This window comes from Sphingopyxis selenitireducens (assembly GCF_051550705.1).
Lineage (GTDB): Bacteria > Pseudomonadota > Alphaproteobacteria > Sphingomonadales > Sphingomonadaceae > Sphingopyxis.
On record NZ_JBPULG010000004.1, the window covers coordinates 321,808 to 343,176 of the forward strand.

Below are 21,369 nucleotides of genomic sequence, written 5' to 3' on the forward strand. Positions count from 1 at the left end.
TCTAGTAGCGATCCGACTGCAATGCGAAGGCTTCCATGATCCCGCATTCGGCGACGCTGCCTTGTCTGCATTGTGCGATCATCTGCTCAAGTTCGCGCCGGAGCACATCGAGGTCCGCGATCTTGCGCTCGACCTCCGCCAGATGATCGCGTGCGATCGCATCGACTGCATCGCAGGTCATGTCCTTGTCGTCGGCAAGCCCGAGCAGCGTGCGTATCTGCTCGATCGTGAACCCCAGGTTGCGCGCTCTGCGTATGAAGAACAGCCGCGCCAAATGCGATTTATCATAGTTGCGGTAATTGCCTTCCGTCCGCGCCGGCGCGGGAAGCATGCCGATCTTTTCGTAGAAACGGATCGTCTCGGCGCGCGTGGCGGTCGCCTGAGCAAGCTCACCGATTCTCATCAATCATCCTTCGCTCTCCGCAACCGGATCTTGCGGCGGCTCCGCGGAAATTGGGGGCTTGGTCGCGCATCGCGCCACCGGACGTTCGCCTGAAAGCTACTGCGATCATGCGCCTATATCAACGGTCTCCGCCGACACGCGTTATATCGACTGCCTCATCGGGGCGAGATGGACCCACGGAGTCGGGCTCGCGGCGATACAGGACGTCGATAGACCGGATGGCATCGATCCTCACGTCCGGGATCATAACACTGAAGCGCGCAGAGCGGCGGACGCGCGTGGAAAGGGAGCCGGTCCACCTTGTGTCCACGCTGACCGGCTTCGCGGCGCCGATGAGGTCGGCGGAAACATGAAGATGTCCGCGATATGTGGTCCGGTTCATGCCCGCGCGCCGGACATTGCCGGTAACGAGAATCCCGTTCGATCGAGGATGGGCCCGGACCCAGAATATTTCGAGTTGCCGATCCTTCATGGTGTGGACCGTCGGCATAGCCGATGGTCCGGACATGCAGCCTCCAAGCGTCAGCGCTGCGGCGGCAGCGAGCACGACCACCGCTCGCTGCCTTGCAGGAAACGCAGCCTCGCGGTCCGCGCTTTTCTCCTCACCGCTCATGAAGGTGCGCTCGCCGGAACGCCATCGTCACCTGACAAATGATCCTCCCGCAAGTCCGCTTCCCGGCTGCCATAGCGGGCGTAAAGGGTGGGAAGCACGAAGAGCGTCAACAGGGTGGCGGATATCAGGCCGCCAATGACCACCGTTGCCAACGGCTTCTGCACCTCGGCGCCTGCACCGGTCGCGAGCGCCATCGGCACGAACCCGAGGCTGGCAACCAGCGCGGTCATCACCACCGGGCGCAGACGCATGAGCGCGCCCTGCCGCGCCGCTTCGGCTCTTGCCACGCCCGACCGGATCAGCTCCTGGATCGACGACACCATCACGAGGCCGTTGAGCACCGCGATGCCCGACAAAGCGATGAACCCGACGGCCGCCGAAATGGAGAAGTCCATGCCGCGCAGGAACAGCGCGAGCACGCCGCCGATCAGCGCGAGCGGCACGCCGGTGAACACGATCGCCGCGTCGCGCGAAGAGCGCAGCGCGCCATAAAGCAGCAACAGGATCAGCACGAAGCAGGCCGGGATAACGAGCTGGAGCCGCTCGCGTGCCGACGCCAGATTTTCGAACTGGCCGCCCCACTCGAGGTAGCTGCCGGCAGGAAGCCGCACATCCTTTGCGATCGCGGCGCGGGCGTCCCCGACCACGCTCGAAATCGCACGGTCGCGGACATTGGCCTGGACGACGACGCGCCTTTTGCCATTTTCGCGGCTGATCTGGTTCGGGCCATCGACGACGCGGATGTCGGCGACGCTCGCCAGCGGCACGAAAGCCCCGCCCGCGACCGGGACCTGCACCTGTTCGAGCACCGACAGGTCTGCGCGTTGTGCATCCGACAGGCGAATGACCACCGGGAAGCGCCGGTCGCCCTCATAGATCGTGCCGGCCTCACGGCCGCCGATCGTTGCGGTGACGACATCCTGCACATCCTGCGCCGTGACGCCGAGCCGCGCCATGGCGTCGCGGTTCACGCGAATGTCGAGCATCGAGAGGCCTTCGGTCTCCTCGACGCGCACGTCGCTCGCGCCTTCGGTCTTTCGCAGGATTGTTGCGATTTCCTGCGCGGTGGCGTTCATGGCGTCGAAGTCGTCGCCAAAGACCTTGATCGCGATGTCGCCGCGCACGCCGGCGATGAGCTCGTTAAAACGCATCTGGATCGGCTGGGTGATTTCATAGGCGTTGCCCGGAAACTTGTTCAGCTCCTTCTCCAGCCGCTCGACAAGTTCGGCCTTGGTCAGGCTCGGATCGGGCCATTCCTTGCGGGGTTTGAGGATCACGAAATTGTCGGTCGCATTGGGCGGCATGGGATCGGAGGCGAGATCCGCTGTCCCGGTCCGGGAAAAGGCGATCGCGACCTCGGGTTGCCTCGAAAGCATCTTTTCGATGGGGACCTGCATCGCCTGGCTCTGTTCGACCGACGTCGAGGGGACGCGGAATGCCTGGATGAGCAAGTCGCCTTCGTCGAGCTGCGGCAAGAACACTTGCCCGAGCGAGAAGAAGGCTAGGATCGCAAGAACAAACCCGCCGATCCCGGCGCCGAGCGTGATCTTGGGTTTGGCCATCGCCCGGTCGAGGCCAGGTTCATAGCGCTGCTTGAGCCAGGTCATGATCCGGCCCTCCTTCTCCTCGACGCGCTTCGACAGCCAGATGGCGATCGCCGCGGGAACGAAAGTCAGCGAAAGGACAAAGGCGAAGGCGAGCGCGATGATCACCGTCAAGGCCATCGGGATAAAGGTCTTGCCTTCGACCCCGCTCAAGGTGAGCAACGGCACATAGACGAGGATGATGATCGCTTGTCCGTACACCGACGGCCGCACCATCTCGCGCGCGGCGGAGGCAACCGTTGCCAGCCGCTCCTGAAGCGTGAGGGTTCGGCCTTCGCGGTGCTGGAAATCCGCCATGCGCCGCAGCGCATTCTCGACGATGATGACCGCCCCGTCGACGATCAGGCCGAAGTCGAGCGCGCCAAGGCTCATCAGGTTTGCGGATACGCCGGCACGGAGCATGCCGAAGCTGGTGAGCAGCATCGTGATCGGGATGACCAGCGCCGCGATCAGCGCCGCGCGGAAGTTGCCGAGCAGCAGGAAGAGCACGACGATGACGAGCAGCGCGCCTTCGGTCAGGTTCTTGCCGACCGTCCAGATCGTCGCGTTGACGAGCTTGGTTCGGTCGAGTGCGGGCTCGATGACGATGTCGGGCGGCAGCGAGGCATTGACCTCTTTCAACCGGTCGGCGACCGCGGTCGCGACCGTGCGGCTGTTCTCGCCGATGCGCATGACAGCGGCGCCGACGATGACTTCGGTTCCATTTTCCGAGGCCGAGCCCATGCGGACAGCTTGGCCGGTCCGAACCGTCGCCACCTGGTCGAGCGTGATCGGCACGCCAGCGCGGGTCGCGACGACGATGCGCGAAAGCTCGGCCGTGTCGCGGACCAAGGCATCGGAGCGAACCGCGAGCCCTTCGCCGTTGCGCTCGACCACCCCGCCGCCGACGGCGGTGTTGTTGCGTTCGAGCGCTTCGGCGAGATCGGTAAGGCTGAGTTCGAGCGCGGCGAGGCGCTGGACGTCGGGGACGACCATATATTGCTTCGAATAGCCGCCGATCGAATCGATGCCGGCGACGCCAGGGACGGTCCGGAGCAGCGGGGTAACGATCCAGTCTTGCGTCGTGCGCAAGTAGGTCGCCTTGTCGGCTTGGGTTACGAGCTTCTCGCCTTCGGGCGTCAGATAGCTGCCATCCGGTTGCAGCCCGGCCTCTCCGGCCTTGTGCGCATCGTCCTTCCGTTTCGCGATCCGCACGGTCCACATATAGACGTCGCCGAGGCCGGTCGCGATCGGCCCCATTTCGGGGCGGACGCCCGCAGGCAGTCGCTCCGAGGCTTCGGTGAGCCGTTCGCCGACCTGTTGGCGGGCGAAATAGATATCGGTCGAATCATCGAATACGGCGGTGACTTGCGCGAAGCCGTTGCGGCTCAGCGAGCGTGTGTAGTCGAGACCGGGAATTCCCGCGAGCGCGGTCTCGATCGGGAAAGCGACCTGCTTCTCAATCAGTTCGGGCGAGAGGGCAGGCGCCCGGACGTTGATCTGGATCTGATTGTTGGTGATGTCGGGAACCGCATCGATCGGCAGACGCGACAAAGCGGCAGCTCCGATGATGGCGGCAAGGACGGTGAGCAGGACGACAAGCCAGCGCTTCTCGACCGCCCAGGTGACGATGCGGGCGATCATGGCTTAATCCTCATGGCCTGCTTCGCCCTTGCCGATTTCCGACTTGAGCGAGAAACTGTTGGTGATGGCGATCTGTTCGGTGCCCTTAAGGCCTGAGCGGACGATCACATTGGCGCCCGCCCGGTCGCCGAGGACGACGGGAACCGCTTCGAAACCATCCTTGGTGCGAACGAAGACGACGCTCTTGCCCTCGACGGTCTGGATCGCAGTCGACGGGACGCTGATCGAGGCATCTCCGCTACCATCCGACAGCGCGATCGAAGCGGTGACCGCTTCGCCGACCCGCCATTGACCGGCGCGATTGTCGAGGATGGCGATCGCCGGAACGAGCCGGGTCGCTGGATCGAGTGCCGGGGAAATGAAGCTGATCTTTCCACTGGCCTGACGGCCCGGCGCGCTGACCGAGACGATGGCGCCGGGGCGGATGCGCCCAGCGTCGGCGGGCTGGAGATTCAGCGACAGCGAGACACTCGACAGATTGGCGATGCGATAAAGCTCGGCATCGGCCGCGACCGTCTGGCCGAGCACGACGCTGCGTGCGATCACCTGCCCCGAGATCGGTGCGGCAATCGCGATCCGGTTGAGCTGACCGCCGCCACCGCCGGCGGCTGATACCTGCTGCTGCGCGAGCTGATACGCGATGCGCGCCTCGGTCGCAGCTGTCCGCGCCGCGATGACATCCTGTTCGGGCGAGACCCGCTGCGCGAACAATCGCTCCTCGCGCGCAAGATTGGAACTGGCGAGCGCGAGCCGGGCACGGGTGGCCTGCACCTCGCCCTGGAGCTGAGCGGCCTCGCGGCTTTCGATGATCGCGAGCGTCTGCCCGCGCCCGATGCTTTGGCCGAGATTGCGATTGAGGGCGACGATGCGTCCGCCGATCGCTGCCGAGACCGCCTGCGTGCCTTGCGGGTCGCCTTCGATCGTTGCGGGCAATTGCAGCGCGCCGGCGCTTCCGACCGTCGGGCGGCCGAGCGCGATCCCGGCGACCTTGATCTGTTCGGTGGTCAGTGTGATGTGACCCTCGTCGGCATGGCCGGCTTCTTCTTCGCCATGCTCATCGGCGGGTTTGGCGCTTTCGCTGCCGCCACAAGCCGCGAGGAACAGGGGCAGCGCCGCGGCGAGCAACAATTTTCGATCGATCTTGATGGTCATGGGGTTAATTTCCTTCGAGCGGCGCGGGAGCCGTGAGGCGTTCCAACCGGGCCTTGGCGAGTTGATAGGATTCGAGCGCTTCTATCGACGCGACACGCATCTCGGTCAGCGTCCGTTCGGCATCGAGCAGTTCGAGCTGCCCGAACTTGCCCTCGCGGTAGCCGATGCGGGCGATGCGAGCGGCTTCCATTGCCGCCGACAGCGCGGGGCCGCTCGCGACGCGGGCTGCCGCTGCGGCATTGGCGGCTTCGACTTCGGCATCGCTGATCTGTTGCTCGACATCGAGCGCGGTGACGCGGCGCTGCGCATCCGCGCGCCGGCGCTCGGCACTCGCCTGGTCGACCGCAGCGCGACCATTATTGAACAGCGGCAGCGGCACCGAGACGCTGAACACAGCGGCGACATCGTTGGTGGCCTCGAGCCGGCGAACGCCCGGACCGACGGTGAGATCGGGCACCCGCTGCGACCGCGCGAGCTGCACGCCGGCATCGGCGGTGGCGAGATCGGCATCGGCCGCGGCCAGCACGAGCGTCCCCGCCGCCGAGACGGGGCGGGGCGGACCCATTGCGCCGCTTCCCGGTCCGCCGAGCACCGCGATATCGAGTGGGCCGGTGATCGGGCGGCCAATGCGGCGCGCGAGATTATTGCGGGCGGCATCGGCGAGGCGGCGCGTCTTCTCTGCCTCGGCTTCCGCGGTCAGGCGCGCGACTTCGGCGCGTTCCTGCTCGAGCGGCGAGGCGCGCCCGGCTTGTACCCTGATGGTGGCTGCGCGCGCTGTGTCGCCGGCGATGCGGAACTGATCCTCGGCGATCGCGACGCGCACCTCGGCGGCCGACGCCTGGACATACAGCTCGGTCACCTGCAGCCGGATGTCGGCCTTGGCGATCGCCTGGGCTATTTGCGCGCGGTGCGCCGCCGCATCGGCGACCGCGATCCGGGCCTGCCGCTTGCCGCCGAGTTCGAGCGGTATCGCGAGGCTTGCTGTGATATCGGCGCCGTTCACGCCATTATAGGGGCCGGTGCCGACGAAATTCTCGACTTCGACCGAGAGCGCGGGGTTCGGCCGGAGCCCCGCCACGCGCCTGGCGGCGCTCGCGGCATCGACATTTGCGGTTGCGACCTCCGCCGCAGGGGCGCTGCCACCCGCGAGAACCACCGCCTCGTCGAGTGTCAGCAGGGGGCCGGATACCTGCCCGCTCTCGCTGCGGGACTCCTGAGCGTGCGCGATTGCAACACACGATGTGGCTGCCACCAGGGCAGCGACGAACCTGAACATAAATCCATCCTCTGTCGATCTGGAACATCGCCGCGCGCGCGGCGGCTGCGCTCAGACTGCCAGCGGTGGATCCAGCAAGGGTGGGATTGTGAGCGAAGGAAGCGGCATGCCGCGTCCGACGAACAACGGACCGCCATGATCGGCCGTCAGGACCGGAACGACCGTTGCCACCAAGTCTGGCGCGGCGGGGCAGACATGCTTGCCCGCAGCCGGTGACGTCGATCCAAGCTCAAGACCATCGCCATGGGCCGCGGCCATATGAAGGGAGGCTTGGCTCGCCGGCGCATAGGCGTCCGCCCTCGCGGGAAGGTGAAGGCTGCAAAACAGCACTGCGATGATGATCAGCAGTCGCATCGACGCTCTCGCAAGTCTGCACACCTGCTCAATCCCGCAATCCGCCATCGCGCTGCGACATCAGAGCCTCGAGATCACCCGGTATCGCCATCGGCTTGAAGGCACTGACGCTTGCTCTGCCGGTATTGCCGGCCGGCAGGCGGCCACTCAGCGATCCGAGCGGCACCAGCGCGAGACGGAACAATTGCCCCGCCGCCTCGCGGCGATCGCCCAAGGCGACCGCGAAGCGCAGCATGTGCCAGTGCGAGGCAAGGTGCAGAGCGAAAAAGGGCTGCGCGACGATATGCGCGCGTTCCAGCGCTTCCCATGCCGACCGTATGTCGCCCGCGCCGCGTGCCGAGCGGTAGCGGCCAAGCTCGGTCACGATCAATGGCTGCGCCAGCTTACGGTTGATACCACTCACATTTCCCCCCTTTGGCCCTTCGAAGCCATTCCCGGCCCGCCGCCCGGCTGGACCGAGATCTTTAGTCAATCGAGTGCCGTCGCCGCCGGGCGCTCCGCGCGAAACTGCGGCCAGGCCTGGCTGAGAACGCGGATCGCCGACCGCAGGAAGAGTATCGCGATGATGCCCCCGACGAGGATATCCGGCCATCCCGACCCGGTCAGATAGACGCCCGCGGCCGCGACAATCACACCGGTGTTGGCGATGACGTCGTTGCGCGAGCATTCGAACGTGCTCGACATATTCACATCGCGATGACGATGCTGATAGAGCAGAGCGAGGCAGGTGAGGTTGGCCGCCAGTGCGATGAAGCCGAATATGCCCATCGTCCCTGCCGTCGGCACGATGTCCCCGGTGAGTTTGAGGACGACCTCGACCGCGACCCAGATGCCGAAGGCCGCGATGATGCCGCCCTTGAACAGCGCCGCACCCGCGCGCCAGCGCAAGCTTCGCTCTAGCGCATAGAGGCTGAGAATATAGACGAGCGCATCGCCGAGCATATCGACCGAGTCGGCCATCAGCGCAGTCGACCGGGCGAAGACCCCGGCCGTGAACTCGGCGACGAACATCACCAGATTGATGACGAGGACGATCTGCAGCACCCGGCGAATATCGGCATGGGCACCTAGCGCTGCGATCTCGTCTTCTTTCGCCGAGCAGCAATCGTCCCCCGCGAAATGACGGGGAACTTCGGCTGGAGCTGCTACGAGCAGCGGAGCCTTCGCCGCCTCGCTGGAGCAGCCCGACGCGGGCGTGCAACCGCTATCGACGACTGCCGGTTTGACAGACGATTCGCCGCAGCATCCGCTCGTTTCGGTGACAGCCTTCGAGGCGGCTCCGCCGTCGCCGCAGCATTTATCCATGATCGCGTTCCGTGGTTGGCAATTGGTTCGCGAAAGCTTATACGACCTATAGCAACTATAGGTTCAAGCACTTTATGCAGGAAAATTTTTCGATCGGCGATCTTGGCCGGCTGACCGGCTGCCAGGTTGTCACCATCCGCTATTATGAGAAGATCGGAATCCTCCCCAAGACAGGGCGAAGTTCCGGTGGACACCGCATCTACAGCGCTGAGCATCGTGACCGGTTGACCTTCGTTCGAAAGGCGCGCGAGCTGGGATTTTCGCTCGACACCGTGCGAAGCCTCCTGTCGCTGTCGGAAACGCCCGAAGGCACGCCCTGCGCCGATGTCGATCACATCGCCTCGCGGCACCTTGTCGAAGTGCGCGACAAGATCGCGGCCCTGAAATCGCTTGAGGGAACGCTCGAAGGGCTACTCGATATTTGCAGCCACACGACCGTGGAACAATGCCGGGTCCTCGACGCGCTGCGGGACTGATCTTGGCGGAGAAGCCCCGATTTCTCGATAGGTCGATAGCTGCTCGTTTCCCGCGTTCGCGTTGGCGTTTAGCCCCCGAAACGAGCGATCCCGATAAACTGCGCGGCGATGGCGGGCATCTTGATGCTCTTAGCCAAACTGGTCGGCACGAGCGGTGCGCGAGCGTCTTCCTCCCGATCCGCCGCTTCGGCGCCCATGCCCCGCGCATCGCACTCGATCGGTCGCTGAAATCAGTCCGATCGTCGCGTAAGCCGATCAATACTCTGCTCTGCCGCTTGAACCTATAGTTACTATAGGTGGTATCTGGGGTTCGAACACGCCGGCTTGCCGCTGCCGTGGCAGGAGAATCCGAAATGACATTACAGCTTGGCGACATCGCACCGGACTTCGAGGCAGAAACCACGGATGGACATATCAGCTTCCATCAATGGCTCGGAGAAGGCTGGGGCGTCCTGTTCTCACATCCCAAGGATTTTACACCCGTTTGCACCACGGAACTTGGCGAAGTCGCTCGCCTCAAGCCTGAATTCGATAAGCGCAATGTCAAGGTCATCGGCCTCAGCGTCGATCCGCTCGACGATCATCACGCCTGGGCCGGCGACATCGCGGAGACGCAGGGCCATGCGTTGAATTTTCCGCTGATCGCAGACGCCGACCGGCAAATTTCCGGGCTCTATGGAATGATCCATCCGCAGGCCGACGACACCTTTACGGTCCGCTCGGTGTTCGTGGTCGGGCCGGACAAGAAGATCAAGCTCAGCATCACCTACCCGGCCAGCACCGGGCGAAATTTCGAAGAGATCCTGCGCGTCATCGATTCGCTGCAATTGACCGCCAAGCACAGCGTCGCGACGCCGGTGAACTGGCGGCAAGGCGAGGACGTCATCATCGTTCCGTCGCTCAGTGACGAACAGGCGCGCGCGAAGTTTCCGGGCGGTTGGCGCGCTGTGAAGCCCTATCTGCGCCTGACCGCGCAGCCGAAAGACTGACGTTCGCCGCGCGGCTCTGCAGAGAAGCACTTGCGCACAGCCGCGCGGCAAAATCTGCCTGGCGTCTAAAGCTTGAGGGCGCACCGACCGCGGTCATCCCGGCCCGGCGGGGTCCATCGGATCGAGGGCGCCGTGGCCCATGAAAAAAGGACGGAGGCTATGATTTTCAAGCAGTTGTTCGAGCCTGAATCCTCCACCTACACTTATCTTATCGGCTGCCGGGAGACCGGGCAGGCCGTGCTGATCGACCCTGTCCGGGAGACCGTCGATCGCGACCTTGCCGCTCTCAGGGAGCTTGACCTGACGCTCCAATATACGCTCGAGACCCACATTCACGCGGACCATATCACGTCGGCCGCCCGCCTGCGCAGCCTTACCGGTTGCAAGGTCGCCTATCCGGAGATGGACGGCCTCGCCTGCGCCGACGTCGCGGTGAGCGAAATCTCGCCCCTCAACGTCGGCGGGATCAGACTCCAGCCCCTGTTTACGCCTGGCCATACCGATGCGCATCATGCCTATCTCGTCGACGTCCCGGGCACGCCTCATATCTTCACGGGCGATGCGCTCCTGATTGACGGCTGCGGCCGGACCGACTTCCAGGGCGGTAGCGCTGTCGCTCTGTACCGCTCGATCCACGAGAAAATCTTCTCGCTGCCCGACGAGACGATCGTTTGCCCCGCGCATGATTATGAACACCGGCATCTGAGTACGGTCTCACAGGAGCGCGAGCGAAACCCGAGGCTGGGAGGCAGCCGAACGCTGCAGGAATTCATCGAAATCATGGAAAATCTCGACCTGCCCTACCCGAAGCTGATCGATATCGCGGTGCCGGCCAACCGGCATTGCGGCGCGGAGCCGGAGGACGGCCAAGTCCCACATATATGAGCCGACTATCTGAGCGTGCCGACGCTGGCGCGACTTTTCCACTTTCACCGCGAAACGGAGCTGCAATGCTTGATGCACTGGTAATTGGCGCGGGACCGGCGGGCCTCGCCGCGGCCCTCTATCTCGCACGGTACAGACGGCATGTCCGCGTTATCCATGACGGAAGCTCCCGATTGCTATGGGTGCCCCGCTCACGCAACGTCCCGGGCTTTCCCGACGGCATCATCGGGCGGGACCTTGTCGCGAAGATGAGCGAGCATGCCGAACTATATGGTGCGGAAATCGAGGAAGGACGCGTGGTCGCCCTGGCCGAGTTAGGCGAACGAGGCGGCTTCGCAGCCCGGTTGACGTCTGGCGAACTCGTCGAGGCACGCGGGGTCATACTCGCGACCGGGGTCGAAACGGCACGTGCGACGCTCGACAAGGGCGATCATGATTCGGCGGTACAGTCTGGCATTCTCCGCTATTGCCCAATCTGCGACGGATACGAACATCGACGAGAGAAAATAGCGGTTCTCGGTTCGGACAAACATGGCGCCGCCGAGGCGATGTTCCTGCGGCAATATACGAGCGATGTCACCCTGATCCCCAAGGCCTATGTCGAACTCTCCGATGCGCAGCGAAGGGAACTCGCTGATAGCGATGTGAAGATTCTCGAAGGAAAATTGTCACGGCTCGAAGCGACGAAAGACGCGATTTTCGTGAGCCTCGCCGGTGAAACGCGCAAGCGCCGGTTCGATGTGATTTATCCCGCTTTCGGTTCAACGCCGCGAAGCGAGCTGGCCGCGATGCTCGGTCCGGTGACGGATCCAAGCGGATGCCTTCCGGCCTCTGCCTATCTCGATGGTCTGACGCCCGGCGTATATGCCGCAGGCGACGTCATCGAGGGGCTGGATCAGATCAGCGTCGCGACCGGACATGGCGCCATGGCGGCGACCCGCCTGCACAATTGGCTACGCGAAACCGACGGGCATGTGATGAATGCCCGGCGCTGAGTTCGGCGCATGCGTCTTGGGGCGGTCGATTGGCGCTGCCAGAGCGAGATCGGCACGGGTGGATGAATTGCCCTTTATCGGTCACCGATGTGTTCAACCGGCTAATGATATTAATGCCGCTTATTGCTGAATTGCCGTCGCGCTCTCTGTCGTTTCGACTTCCAGCCCGGCCGCCTTCCATTCGGGTAATCCATCCTCCAGGCGACGCACTCGGTAGCCCTTGGACCGCAGCATGGCTACGGCCTCGACCGACAGAACGCAGTAGGGGCCTCGGCAATAAGCGACGATCTCCTTGTCCGCCGGTAGTTCGGCGAGCCGCGCTTCGAGTTCGCTCAGCGGGACGTTGAGCGCCCCGGGAAGATGGCCGAGCGCAAACTCGTCCTCGGGCCGCACATCGAGCAGCATCACCTCGCCTGCCGAAAGCCGCTCCAACAGCACCGCGCGCGAGACGGGCTCCATAGTGTCGACGCGCTCGAAATAGTCGCTGATGATCGTGCGCACCTCAGCACGACAGACTTCGCCATAGGCGCGCAGCGCGGCGAGCAGCGGCTGGACCGGGCCGTCGCCAATCCGGTAGAGGACATGCTTGCCATCGCGCCGCGAGGCCACAAATCCCGCACGGCGAAGCTGCTGAAGATGCTGCGAACTATTGGCAAGCGACAGTCCGGTGAGCTTCGCCAGCGCTTCCACCGATCGCTCGCCCTGCGAGATATGCTCCAGCAGGTCCAGACGATGGGCATGGCCTAGCACGCGGGCCACTTCCGCCAACTGCTCGAAGATCGCCAGTTTGGGATTTGTCATTGACAAGCCCATAGCATATCTCTCATCAATCAATCAATATCTTGATTGTTTGATTGAGTCGAGGAAACCCAGTGCCACTTGCCACCATGCATCGTCAGGTGCTGATCCTCGCTATCGCTCAGGCGATCTTCCAGACCGCCTCGACGCTCGTGATGACGATCGGTGGCCTCGCCGGTGCGCGCCTCGCGACCTCCCCGGCGCTCGCGACCTTGCCGATCGCGGCCATGTTCCTCGGCACCGCGCTGATCACGTTCCCGGCTTCGATGTGGATGGCGCGTGCAGGCCGGCGGCCGGGTTTCGTGGTGGGCGCGCTGTTCGGCGTCATGGGTGGGTTGATTGCGGCTTTCGGCGTCTGGACCGATTCGATCATATTCCTGTCGCTAGGCACGTTCCTCGTCGGGGCGTACCAGGCGTTTGCGCAATTTTATCGCTTCGCGGCCAGCGAGGTCTCGAACGACGCCTTTCGTCCGCAGGCGATCGCTCTGGTGCTCGCCGGGGGAATAGTCGCCGCGTTCGCCGGCCCATGGCTGGCGCGGGTCGGCGGCCCGCTGGTCGAACCTGTTTATGTCGGCTCCTTCCTGCTGCTCGCGCTCGTATCGCTGTTCGGCGCGGGTGCCCTGCTGACGCTCCACGCCCCGCCGCCCGTCGTGGAAGCGGAGACGGGCGGCGGACGACCTTGGCGCGCGATCGTGTCGCAACCAGCTTATCTCGCGGCGCTGTTCGGCGCGGTGACGGGCTATGGCATCATGATCCTGGCGATGGCGGCTACGCCCCTTGCGATGGTTGAGCACCGTCATCCGCTATCCGACGCCGCGACCGTCATCCAACTTCATGTGCTGGGCATGTTCGTGCCGAGCTTCTTTTCGGGAAGCCTGATCGCGCGGTTCGGCGCACGTCCCGTGATGCTGGCGGGCATTGTCATCCTTACCGGCCACGTGTTGGCGACCATGACCGGCACCGGCTTCACATCTTTCGCCAGCGCGTTGATCCTGCTGGGGGTGGGGTGGAACTTCCTTTATGTCGGCGGCACGACCCTGCTGATGACGACCTATACGCACGCCGAGCGGGGCCGCGCGCAGGCGACCAACGACGTGACCATCTTCGCGGTGGGTCTCGCCTGCTCCTTCGGCGCGGGCGCGCTGCTGGACCTGCTCGGCTGGCAGCGCCTTAATCTCATCCTGCTGCCCTGGCTCGCGGCTGCGGCGCTTGTCCTGATTTGGCAGGAACTGCGCGCGCGCCGGACGGGGGCGCTGGCCACATGAATCAGAGAGGAAGAAAGATCATGCCCGAACTGCCGCCCGCCCTCGCGCGCAATATCCGCCCGCTGGGCATCGTCGCGCTTGTTGTCTCTCTGGCCACCTGGACAATGGAATGGTCGGGCGCGGTCGAAATGTGCCCCTATTGCGAGGTCCAGCGCACGGTGATCGGTCTCCTGGGGATACTGATGCTGGTGCCGGCGCGCCGGTCATGGACGACCTTGTATCTCGCCAGCCTGCTTGGTGCGCTCGGCGCCGTCACAGCGGCGACCCAGCATTTCAATGGCTGGTCGGCAATTGCCAAGGGCGAGTTCAAGGGCTTTCTGCCGATCTACGGCAACGGCTTTCTGCTCTCGGGGGCGGCGCTCGCGATCATCGTCGGGCAATGGATGATCCTGCGTGCAATCCATACGAACGATGAAGAGAGCGCCCCCCGTTGACCCGAGACATCACCATTTCCCTGGGAATAGCCAAGGATCGCGCGCGGCTGTTCGACCGTCTCGCCGAACTTGGGGCCACAAGGGCGATCGTGCCTTATCCGGCGCATGAGACGGTCGAGGAAGGCAAGCGCCTGCGCGGCGACATGGCGGGCACCTTCACCAAGAACCTGCTGCTCAAGGACAAGAAGGGACGCTTGTTCCTGCTTGCCATTCACGAAGACCGCGAGTTGCACCTTAAGAGCCTGCACACACGGATCGGCGCAAATGGCCGCCTCGGCTTCGCGACGGCCGAGCGGATGGAAGCCCTTCTTGGCGTAGCGCCCGGTGCGCTTACCCCGCTCGGCATCATCAATGACGAAGCGGGCGAGGTGACGGTCGTTATCGACCGTGTGTTGCTCAATGCGCAGCAGGTCAATTTCCACCCGCTCGTCCAGCAGGAAAGCATCGGGCTTTCGCCGGACGCGCTTATCGCCTTCGTCCGCTCGTGCAATCGCGAGCCCCTGATCGTCGATCTGGAGCCGGGTTAATGAAAATCCGGCTGATTGCGAACGACGCGCCTTATGACACTGGACCTCTCTGCAAAATTCATTCGCCGGGATCGACGGCACTGCGGACGGGAGAAGGACCATGACCGACAGGTCAGATTATTGGAACACCATATATGCCACCAAGCCCGACAACAGCGTAAGCTGGTTCGAGGAGGCGCCCGCCCTGTCGCTCAGGCTGATCGAGCAAGCAACCGACGCGCGTGGCCCGGTGATCGACGTCGGCGGCGGCGCCTCACGCCTGCCGGAAGCGCTGCTCGATCTCGGCTTTGCCGATGTGGCGTGCCTCGATTTGTCGGCTGAAGGGCAGCGGATTGCCCGCGGCCGACTTGGCGAACGGGGCAATCGGGTCCGCTGGATCGTCGCCAATGTCGTCCGCTGGATACCCGACCGGCGCTATGACGTGTGGCATGATCGGGCGGCGTTCCATTTCCTGATCGAACCCACCGAGCAAGCCCGTTACGCCGCTACACTTGATGAGGCGCTGGCGCCGGGCGGCGTCGCGGTCATCGGCACGTTCGCGCCCGATGGGCCCGAACACTGCTCGGGTCTGCCTGTCGTTCGCCACGATGGAGCAAGCCTCGCCGCGATATTGGGGGACGGGTTCGCGCTGCTCTCGGAAGAACGGCACGCGCACCGGACGCCCGCAGGCTCCATTCAGAAATTCCAGTTCAGCACCTTCCGTCGGAACTGAATATGTGTCGGAACCGGGCCAGATCGAAGGCCGACGCTAGAAATTATGGGAATAGGAATGTGACAGACACGCCTGCGATCGACCACCGCGACCTATTCCAGCGGGCGATGGAGCACGCCTGCCGCTACCGCGATAGCCTGGGCGCCCGGGCGCCCGGCGCGGCGGTTGGCCCGGAAGATCTCGAAAAGCTGTTCGACGGGCCGACGCCCGAGCATCCCGAAGACGGGGCAATGGTTCTCGACGCGCTAGCTGCGGCAGCGGAAGCCGGAATTACATCGCCGGCCAGTAGCGGCTTCTTCGGCTGGGTCATGGGCGGATCACACCCGCTCGGCGTAGCGGCCGATATGATGACCAGCGCCTGGGGCCAGAACGTCGCAAGCTATGCGTGCTCGCCGGCAGGCGCCACAGCCGAGAAGATCGGCGGGCGCTGGCTCCTCGACTTGCTGGGTCTGCCCGAAGAGTGCTCCGTGGGGTTCGTCAGCGGCGCGACTATGGCGGCGTTCACTTGCCTGGCGGCAGCGCGCGGCGAACTGCTGAGGCGCGCGGGTTGGGATGTGGAACGCGAAGGACTCGCCGGCGCCCCGCGCATCCGTACCTTTGCAGGGGACAGTGTCCATGCGACGGATATTTCGGCGCTGCGTTATCTTGGGCTGGGCAGCCGCATCGGCGAAATCGCAACCGATGCGCAAGGGCGCATGAATGTCGAAAGCCTTGCAAGCGAACTGAGTCAGCACGACGGCCCGGCGATCGTCATTGCGACGGCAGGGCAGATCAACACGGGCGCGTTCGATCGGTTCGCTGAAATTGCCCTGGTCTGCCGGAAGCATAACGCCTGGCTTCATATCGACGGCGCCTTCGGCCTCTGGGCACAGCTGCTGCCTGAGAAGGCGGAACTCCTCGTCGGGGTGGGCGAGGCGGATTCTTGGTCTGTAGATGGGCATAAATGGCTGCAACTACCCTATGATAGCGGGTTCGCGATCGTCCGCGACAGGACTGCCCACGCTCGCGCAATGTCGATCCAGGCCAGCTATCTCGTGCCGGCCAAAGGCGTTGAGCACGATCCCAGCCAGTTTGTGCCCGAGCTGTCGCGGCGCGCACGGGGATTTCCCTTATGGGCGATGTTGCGCGCCTTGGGTCGGCAAGGCCTTGCGAACATCGTTCGCACCCATTGCGATCTCGCCCGACGGCTTGCCGCCGCCCTGTCGGATGAAGCTGGTATCACAATCGCAAATGATGTGGTGTTGAACCAGATCATCCTCGCCTTTGGAGATCCCGCCAACGCCGACCGGTGCGATCACCAAACCACTGCGGTCATCGGCCAACTTCGCATGGATGGTCGTTTCCTTGCGCTGGGCGCGGACTGGAAGGGACGCCGTGTGCTGAGGATATCCATCATTTCCCCGGCTACGGACGCCGCGACCGTTGATCGCTTGGCAGAGGCTATCATCCTCGCTTGGCGAACGGTGCGCGATGCCGGGTAAAATGCGCCAGCTCCGGTCCGCTCGGGAACGATCGATGAGTGTCTTCCAGGGCCCGACCTGACCCCCCATCCCTCATCCAGCTGCAACTGGAGGGCGATGGATGCTGTCGCCAGCGCCGGGTAAGGCGGCCCCATCGCCACCATGCGGCAAATCGCCGAGATGCAGTCCGCCATTGCAGTTGAGCGTCATATACAGCGATCTTCACTGGCGAAGCCTAAGCCTCCCCGTGTCCCAGCTTTTTGGGCACGATTACAGCGCGCTTCCGAAAGGAAAAGGGCCCGGGCCGGGCGGCGAGTCGAGGGCGGAGAAGCAGGTTCTCACGCCTGGCACCGCCTCGCCCGATGCAGGACAATGCACAGCTATGGCTCAGGCGCATGCAAGACGGCGTGCCGGAAATAGATCGAGAACCAGTCTATTCACTTGCGATCGCCTCCGGCGAAACCAGCCTTTTCCGGGACAGGTCCAAAGTCGATTAGCGCCCGGGCGAAGGGGACGGGCCTGAACCCTCCTCGACGCGCGCCATGCGTTCGCGCCGCTTCCTCGCCCAAATATTGAGCGCTTCGACACCGGCAGAGAAGGCCATGGCCGTGTAGATATAGCCCTTAGGCACCTTCGCGCCAAAGCCATCGGCGATCAGCACCACCCCGATCATGAGCAAGAAACCGAGCGCCAGCATGACGACGGTCGGGTTGTCGCGAATGAAGTTGGCGAGCGGATCAGCTGCGAGCAGCATGACGAGCACCGCGGCAACCACGGCGATCACCATGACCGGCAAATGCTCGGTCATACCAACCGCGGTCAGGATGGAATCGACCGAGAAGACGAGATCGAGGAGCAGGATCTGGACGATCGCCGATCCGAAGGTCAGCGCCTTTTTCCCTGCGCCGAGGACGCCGTCGTTCGGGTTCGGATCGACATTATGGTGAATCTCGCTCGTTGCTTTCCAGATGAGGAACAGGCCGCCCGCGACAAGGATGATGTCTCGCCAGGAGAAGGCCGTTTCGAAACTCGGCTTGCCATAAGCATCGGGTGAGCCCTGCAGTCCGAGATCGATCACGACGGCGGTCAGTCCGACGAGCCAGGCGATCGCGGCAAGCAACGCGAGCCGCATGATCAGGGCGAGAGCGATCCCGGTTCGCCGTGCCTTCTGTCGCTGCGCTTCGGGAAGCTTGTTCGAGATGATCGAGATGAAGATCAGATTGTCGATCCCGAGGACGATCTCCATCACGACGAGCGTGGCCAGGGCGGCCCATACAGCCGGGTCTTCGAATAAAGTGATGAGGCCTTCCACGTCCGCTCCTGTCCGCCAGCGAGGAGAATATAGCGAGGGGTGCAGAAAACCAAGACGCAGACGTTGCACCGAGCCTTGCTCGATGCGGTCCGACATCACGATCGTCGCTGTCTCGACCGCCAGAGGGGCCCGGCCCGCACGAGCGATTTACGTCACTCCGTCGGACCAGACAAGCGCAAGTTAAAAGGGCGAGACTAGTGGTGGTAGAGCGGGACTGTGCGCGAAGTGACCGGGCAGTCGCAGGGCGAGAGAACCGAAATTGCCTGCGGCAGCACCCGAAAATGGGCCGGCGTTGCGGTGACGATCTCGCCATCGGTGTTCACCGGCATCGGTTTGCGCGTCTCGATATCGAACTCGACGCATTTGGCGGTGCGAACTTCCTTCCACGCGCCATGGGTGCCGGACCGAAATGCGCGAACCATCAGCGCGAGTTTCCAGACATTTTTCACCTCAAGACTGTACAGATCGAGCGTACCATCGTCGATCGCGGCATTCTCCTCGACGACGTTCCCGCCCCCGTAGAGACGGCCGTTACCGATCGCGATCTGGTAGGTTCCGACCACCCTGGCCTCGCCCTTCTCCGAGATGCGCGCCCGGAAGCGCTTGGCACCCGCGAGGATACGCAGCGCTGCAACCGCATAGCCGAGTCGCCCGAATCTCTTTTTGATCGCCGGGTCGAGTTTCTGCGCCAGTTCGCTGCTGAGCCCAATGCTGGCGACGTTGAAGAAGGCGTGGCCGTTGACTGTGCCGACGTCGATCCTGCGGCTGTGACCCTCGACGATCACGTCCGCCGCGGCGGCGAAGTCGAGAGGGATCGAAAGAGTGCGCGCAAGATCATTGGCGGTCCCGGCGGGAATGATACCAAGCGGCAGACCGCTTTCGATCACGGCCGGTGCGGCTGAGGAAATCGAACCGTCGCCGCCGCAGACCACGACGATATCGGTGGTGCGATGCAGCCGCGTTACGTCGCGGGCGATTTCGGGCAGGCTTTCGAACGGCTCGACCGTGACCAGCAGCCCGCCAGCAATCAGTCGTTCGCGGACGGGGGCCAGCGCTTGCTGGCCCTGCCGCGCCCTGGCATTATGCAGCAACAGCGCGCGCGTACCTTTGGGCCATGTCATCGCTGAATTCCTGTCTGGGAGAAAGTTGCGCGCCATCGGCACCGGACCCTGTCAAAAGCCGCGTCGATTTGATGCTTCATACGCCGCCACGTCGGCGCCGGAAAGGCCGCGGTGGAGCGGGACCGGTCTTCCGGCCCCGTCACTCGCCCTCAGTCGAACAAGTCCTCGAGGAAGGATTTGCGGCGCTTCGGATAGCCCTTGTTATGACCGCCGTAGCGCGGATCCCAACCATGGGAGGCGGTGGGATAGGACTGCTGCGTTGCGGCGGGACCCGCCGGCGGTGCGGGCGTAGCTGCGCTACTTCGCTCGATGATTTTGTCGAGCTCGCCGCGGTCGAGCCATACGCCGCGGCATTGCGGACAATAGTCGATTTCGACGCCCTGTCGGTCGGACATCGCGAGCGGGGTTTTGCATGCCGGGCAGGGCATGCCGACAGCCGGCCCGGTCATCGCGCGTTTATCCCGTCCGGCACGCAGCATTGGCGCGGCTCGGGTCGGTTTGGCTCGGCAGCAAGCCGGGGTGTATAATGCTTCATTACATGGTCTCCATTCATGATCGACCGGGGATGCGATGCGCGTGCAGGGCATGATGGTAGAGCCGGCATCGGATAAATCCCCGATGCGGTCCGTCATCGCGATCCATGGGATCGCCAGGGGGCCCGGCCCGCGCATCAGACATGGGCAATCGCCCAATATTTGCAATGAACCGTCCGGTCGGTTTCCGGCCCATCGCGTTTCCTTCAATCGAAGCCCCGGGCGATCTCGTCTGGATCGCTCCGGGGGCGCTGCGGGTCAGCCAATGATGCGCTTGAGCTTTTCGAGCGCGACCTTGTCATTCTCGTGATAATCGATCGTCGTGACGAACTTGCCGCGCCTGTCCATCAGGAAGATCGCGGCCGTATGGTCCATCGTGTAATCGCCGCCCTCGATCGGGACCTTCTTCACATAGACCCCATAGCCTTTCTGGATTTTCGCCAGCTGCTGCGCTGTGCCCGTCAGGCCATAGATCGGCGTCTTGAACAGGGAGATATAGCTCCCGATGTCGGCCGGCTTGTCATGCTCGGGATCGACCGAGACGAAAACGATGTTGAACTTGTCGCCGTCCTCGCCGAGCTGCGTGCGGAGGCTCGCCAAGCGGGCGAGCGTCGTCGGGCAGACTTCGGGGCATCGGGTGAAACCGAAGAAGAGCGCGAACGGCTTGCCCGCAAGCGTTTTTTCCGTAACCGCCTTGCCGTCGGTTCCCTGCAAGGTGAAGGGGCCGCCGAAACTATCCTCATAGGCCGCCGCCGTCGCGGTCGACCGGTTCTTGGGGGCGAAGACCAGGACAAGCCCGACGATAGCGGCGAGGGCAACGAGTCCCCAAAGGACCCGGCGGACGATGACCAGCGGCGGCGTTGCGCTCGGTTCAGTTGCCATGACGCTTCTCCGACGGTCCGGTGGCACCGACAGCTTCGATCTTGAAGCGCACGGTAACGGCGCCCTGCCGTTGAAAGCGCAGCGTGACCGGCACCGTCGACCCGAGCGCAAGCGGGCGCTTGAGATCGATGAACATGAGATGCGCCCCGCCCGGCTTGAGATCGATCCGCTTGCCGGCGGGAAGGGGAACGCCATTCTTTAGCGGCCGCATGCGCATCACGCCGCCGTCCATCGACATGGTGTGAATCTGCACTTCGCGCGCGGCGGTGCTGGTTGCGGAGAGAAGGCGATCGTCGACTTTTCCCTTGTTCGTGACGCTGAGATAGCCGCCGCCGACCTTCTGGGTCGGCAGCGTCTGGCGCGACCAGGGCGTGTCTATGACGAGCGCGCCCGCGGTGAGGCTGGCGGCGAGCAGCGGCGTTGCCGCTGCCGTGAGCAGCGCAAGCGCTGCGAGGCGGAATGAGATCTTCATCGGGAATCTCCGAATGGAATGCGGTCTGGGCCGTGATGGCTACGAAGGCCGGGCAGGCGAGCGCCCTTCACAGGGGTCGACAAGACCGGTCGCACGGCGGCGAGTCGGTTTTTTGCTTCTTACGCAAGCGCCGCCGGCTCGGGGTTGCCGAAGGCGGTGGTCGCTGCTCCGGCTTGAG

General features: G+C 63.9%; 22 protein-coding genes. 9 read left to right on the plus strand and 13 right to left on the minus strand.

Annotated elements, in window-relative coordinates:
* Position 1 precedes the first annotated feature (1 nt).
* The 7 genes from ACSYDV_RS14825 to ACSYDV_RS14855 form a co-directional block, all read right to left on the minus strand.
* On the minus strand, positions 2 to 403 hold the full coding sequence (locus tag ACSYDV_RS14825; RefSeq protein ID WP_438324580.1) for a MerR family transcriptional regulator: 402 nt from the start codon (positions 401 to 403) through the stop codon (positions 2 to 4).
* Between the two features lie 609 nt (positions 404 to 1,012).
* Positions 1,013 to 4,243 carry an efflux RND transporter permease subunit gene (locus ACSYDV_RS14830; RefSeq protein WP_438324581.1) on the minus strand — a complete coding sequence of 1,077 codons (3,231 nt, stop codon included), beginning with the start codon at positions 4,241 to 4,243 and terminating at the stop codon, positions 1,013 to 1,015.
* A gap of 3 nt (positions 4,244 to 4,246) precedes the next feature.
* The gene (locus ACSYDV_RS14835) at positions 4,247 to 5,395 is read right to left on the minus strand and encodes an efflux RND transporter periplasmic adaptor subunit (protein WP_438324582.1); all 1,149 of its coding nucleotides are present in this window, start codon (positions 5,393 to 5,395) and stop codon (positions 4,247 to 4,249) included.
* Positions 5,396 to 5,399: 4 nt separating this feature from the next.
* Positions 5,400 to 6,671, minus strand: a complete 1,272-nt coding sequence (locus tag ACSYDV_RS14840; RefSeq protein WP_438324583.1) for a TolC family protein — start codon at positions 6,669 to 6,671, stop codon at positions 5,400 to 5,402.
* Between the two features lie 51 nt (positions 6,672 to 6,722).
* Complete coding sequence (locus tag ACSYDV_RS14845; protein WP_438324584.1) at positions 6,723 to 7,025, minus strand: hypothetical protein; 303 nt, start codon at positions 7,023 to 7,025, stop codon at positions 6,723 to 6,725.
* A gap of 28 nt (positions 7,026 to 7,053) precedes the next feature.
* Positions 7,054 to 7,428, minus strand: coding sequence for a DUF3703 domain-containing protein (locus ACSYDV_RS14850; RefSeq protein ID WP_438324585.1), 375 nt, complete (start codon positions 7,426 to 7,428; stop codon positions 7,054 to 7,056).
* Positions 7,429 to 7,493: 65 nt separating this feature from the next.
* Positions 7,494 to 8,330: a cation efflux transmembrane domain-containing protein gene (locus ACSYDV_RS14855; protein ID WP_438324586.1), complete on the minus strand. Its 837-nt coding sequence runs from the start codon at positions 8,328 to 8,330 to the stop codon at positions 7,494 to 7,496.
* Between the two features lie 74 nt (positions 8,331 to 8,404).
* Here ACSYDV_RS14855 and ACSYDV_RS14860 point away from each other — a divergent pair, with 74 nt between their 5' ends.
* The 4 genes from ACSYDV_RS14860 (at position 8,405) to ACSYDV_RS14875 (ending at position 11,675) form a co-directional block, all read left to right on the plus strand.
* Complete coding sequence (locus ACSYDV_RS14860) at positions 8,405 to 8,806, plus strand: MerR family transcriptional regulator (protein ID WP_438324587.1); 402 nt, start codon at positions 8,405 to 8,407, stop codon at positions 8,804 to 8,806.
* A gap of 353 nt (positions 8,807 to 9,159) precedes the next feature.
* Positions 9,160 to 9,795 (plus strand): peroxiredoxin, encoded by a 636-nt coding sequence (locus ACSYDV_RS14865; RefSeq protein WP_438324588.1) that lies wholly within the window; start codon positions 9,160 to 9,162, stop codon positions 9,793 to 9,795.
* A gap of 159 nt (positions 9,796 to 9,954) precedes the next feature.
* Positions 9,955 to 10,680 (plus strand): MBL fold metallo-hydrolase, encoded by a 726-nt coding sequence (locus ACSYDV_RS14870; protein ID WP_438324589.1) that lies wholly within the window; start codon positions 9,955 to 9,957, stop codon positions 10,678 to 10,680.
* A 65-nt stretch (positions 10,681 to 10,745) separates the two neighbouring features.
* Positions 10,746 to 11,675: an NAD(P)/FAD-dependent oxidoreductase gene (locus ACSYDV_RS14875; RefSeq protein WP_438324590.1), complete on the plus strand. Its 930-nt coding sequence runs from the start codon at positions 10,746 to 10,748 to the stop codon at positions 11,673 to 11,675.
* Positions 11,676 to 11,795: 120 nt separating this feature from the next.
* On the opposite strand, the gene ACSYDV_RS14880 is transcribed toward ACSYDV_RS14875, so the two are convergent.
* Positions 11,796 to 12,476 (minus strand): ArsR/SmtB family transcription factor, encoded by a 681-nt coding sequence (locus ACSYDV_RS14880; protein WP_438324591.1) that lies wholly within the window; start codon positions 12,474 to 12,476, stop codon positions 11,796 to 11,798.
* 71 nt (positions 12,477 to 12,547) lie between these two features.
* On the opposite strand from ACSYDV_RS14880, the gene ACSYDV_RS14885 reads away from it, so the two are divergent.
* The 5 genes from ACSYDV_RS14885 (at position 12,548) to ACSYDV_RS14905 (ending at position 16,892) form a co-directional block, all read left to right on the plus strand.
* Complete coding sequence (locus tag ACSYDV_RS14885; RefSeq protein WP_438324592.1) at positions 12,548 to 13,738, plus strand: MFS transporter; 1,191 nt, start codon at positions 12,548 to 12,550, stop codon at positions 13,736 to 13,738.
* 20 nt (positions 13,739 to 13,758) lie between these two features.
* A complete protein-coding gene (locus tag ACSYDV_RS14890) occupies positions 13,759 to 14,172 on the plus strand; it encodes a disulfide bond formation protein B (RefSeq protein ID WP_438324593.1) in 414 nt (137 codons plus the stop codon).
* A complete protein-coding gene (locus ACSYDV_RS14895; RefSeq protein WP_438324594.1) occupies positions 14,169 to 14,699 on the plus strand; it encodes a prolyl-tRNA synthetase associated domain-containing protein in 531 nt (176 codons plus the stop codon). Before ACSYDV_RS14890 ends, ACSYDV_RS14895 begins: the two co-directional genes overlap by 4 nt.
* Positions 14,700 to 14,799: 100 nt before the next feature.
* Entirely contained in the window at positions 14,800 to 15,411 is a 612-nt protein-coding gene (locus ACSYDV_RS14900; protein ID WP_438324595.1) for a class I SAM-dependent methyltransferase, read from the plus strand.
* A gap of 107 nt (positions 15,412 to 15,518) precedes the next feature.
* On the plus strand, positions 15,519 to 16,892 hold the full coding sequence (locus tag ACSYDV_RS14905) for a pyridoxal phosphate-dependent decarboxylase family protein (RefSeq protein WP_438324813.1): 1,374 nt from the start codon (positions 15,519 to 15,521) through the stop codon (positions 16,890 to 16,892).
* A gap of 472 nt (positions 16,893 to 17,364) precedes the next feature.
* Here ACSYDV_RS14905 and ACSYDV_RS14910 read toward each other — a convergent pair whose 3' ends face one another.
* From ACSYDV_RS14910 to ACSYDV_RS14930, 5 genes are all read right to left on the minus strand, one after another.
* Positions 17,365 to 18,183, minus strand: a complete 819-nt coding sequence (locus ACSYDV_RS14910) for a TerC family protein (RefSeq protein WP_438324596.1) — start codon at positions 18,181 to 18,183, stop codon at positions 17,365 to 17,367.
* Between the two features lie 194 nt (positions 18,184 to 18,377).
* The gene (locus ACSYDV_RS14915; RefSeq protein ID WP_438324597.1) at positions 18,378 to 19,304 is read right to left on the minus strand and encodes a lipid kinase; all 927 of its coding nucleotides are present in this window, start codon (positions 19,302 to 19,304) and stop codon (positions 18,378 to 18,380) included.
* A 149-nt stretch (positions 19,305 to 19,453) separates the two neighbouring features.
* A complete protein-coding gene (locus tag ACSYDV_RS14920; RefSeq protein ID WP_438324814.1) occupies positions 19,454 to 19,753 on the minus strand; it encodes a TFIIB-type zinc ribbon-containing protein in 300 nt (99 codons plus the stop codon).
* 342 nt (positions 19,754 to 20,095) lie between these two features.
* On the minus strand, positions 20,096 to 20,719 hold the full coding sequence (locus ACSYDV_RS14925; RefSeq protein ID WP_438324598.1) for an SCO family protein: 624 nt from the start codon (positions 20,717 to 20,719) through the stop codon (positions 20,096 to 20,098).
* Positions 20,709 to 21,191, minus strand: a complete 483-nt coding sequence (locus ACSYDV_RS14930) for a copper chaperone PCu(A)C (RefSeq protein ID WP_438324599.1) — start codon at positions 21,189 to 21,191, stop codon at positions 20,709 to 20,711. Before ACSYDV_RS14930 ends, ACSYDV_RS14925 begins: the two co-directional genes overlap by 11 nt.
* Positions 21,192 to 21,369: the final 178 nt, after the last annotated feature.

Excerpts from the sequence above, each read along its gene's own strand:
- ACSYDV_RS14825 (WP_438324580.1), bottom strand. The coding sequence starts at position 403 with ATGAGAATCGGTGAGCTTGCTCAGGCGACCGCCACGCGCGCCGAGACG.
- ACSYDV_RS14830 (WP_438324581.1), bottom strand. The coding sequence starts at position 4,243 with ATGATCGCCCGCATCGTCACCTGGGCGGTCGAGAAGCGCTGGCTTGTC.
- ACSYDV_RS14835 (WP_438324582.1), bottom strand. The coding sequence starts at position 5,395 with ATGACCATCAAGATCGATCGAAAATTGTTGCTCGCCGCGGCGCTGCCC.
- ACSYDV_RS14840 (WP_438324583.1), bottom strand. The coding sequence starts at position 6,671 with ATGTTCAGGTTCGTCGCTGCCCTGGTGGCAGCCACATCGTGTGTTGCA.
- ACSYDV_RS14845 (WP_438324584.1), bottom strand. The coding sequence starts at position 7,025 with ATGCGACTGCTGATCATCATCGCAGTGCTGTTTTGCAGCCTTCACCTT.
- ACSYDV_RS14855 (WP_438324586.1), bottom strand. The coding sequence starts at position 8,330 with ATGGATAAATGCTGCGGCGACGGCGGAGCCGCCTCGAAGGCTGTCACC.
- ACSYDV_RS14860 (WP_438324587.1), top strand. The coding sequence starts at position 8,405 with ATGCAGGAAAATTTTTCGATCGGCGATCTTGGCCGGCTGACCGGCTGC.
- ACSYDV_RS14865 (WP_438324588.1), top strand. The coding sequence starts at position 9,160 with ATGACATTACAGCTTGGCGACATCGCACCGGACTTCGAGGCAGAAACC.
- ACSYDV_RS14870 (WP_438324589.1), top strand. The coding sequence starts at position 9,955 with ATGATTTTCAAGCAGTTGTTCGAGCCTGAATCCTCCACCTACACTTAT.
- ACSYDV_RS14875 (WP_438324590.1), top strand. The coding sequence starts at position 10,746 with ATGCTTGATGCACTGGTAATTGGCGCGGGACCGGCGGGCCTCGCCGCG.
- ACSYDV_RS14880 (WP_438324591.1), bottom strand. The coding sequence starts at position 12,476 with ATGACAAATCCCAAACTGGCGATCTTCGAGCAGTTGGCGGAAGTGGCC.
- ACSYDV_RS14890 (WP_438324593.1), top strand. The coding sequence starts at position 13,759 with ATGCCCGAACTGCCGCCCGCCCTCGCGCGCAATATCCGCCCGCTGGGC.
- ACSYDV_RS14900 (WP_438324595.1), top strand. The coding sequence starts at position 14,800 with ATGACCGACAGGTCAGATTATTGGAACACCATATATGCCACCAAGCCC.
- ACSYDV_RS14905 (WP_438324813.1), top strand. The coding sequence starts at position 15,519 with ATGGAGCACGCCTGCCGCTACCGCGATAGCCTGGGCGCCCGGGCGCCC.
- ACSYDV_RS14915 (WP_438324597.1), bottom strand. The coding sequence starts at position 19,304 with ATGACATGGCCCAAAGGTACGCGCGCGCTGTTGCTGCATAATGCCAGG.
- ACSYDV_RS14920 (WP_438324814.1), bottom strand. The coding sequence starts at position 19,753 with ATGACCGGGCCGGCTGTCGGCATGCCCTGCCCGGCATGCAAAACCCCG.
- ACSYDV_RS14925 (WP_438324598.1), bottom strand. The coding sequence starts at position 20,719 with ATGGCAACTGAACCGAGCGCAACGCCGCCGCTGGTCATCGTCCGCCGG.
- ACSYDV_RS14930 (WP_438324599.1), bottom strand. The coding sequence starts at position 21,191 with ATGAAGATCTCATTCCGCCTCGCAGCGCTTGCGCTGCTCACGGCAGCG.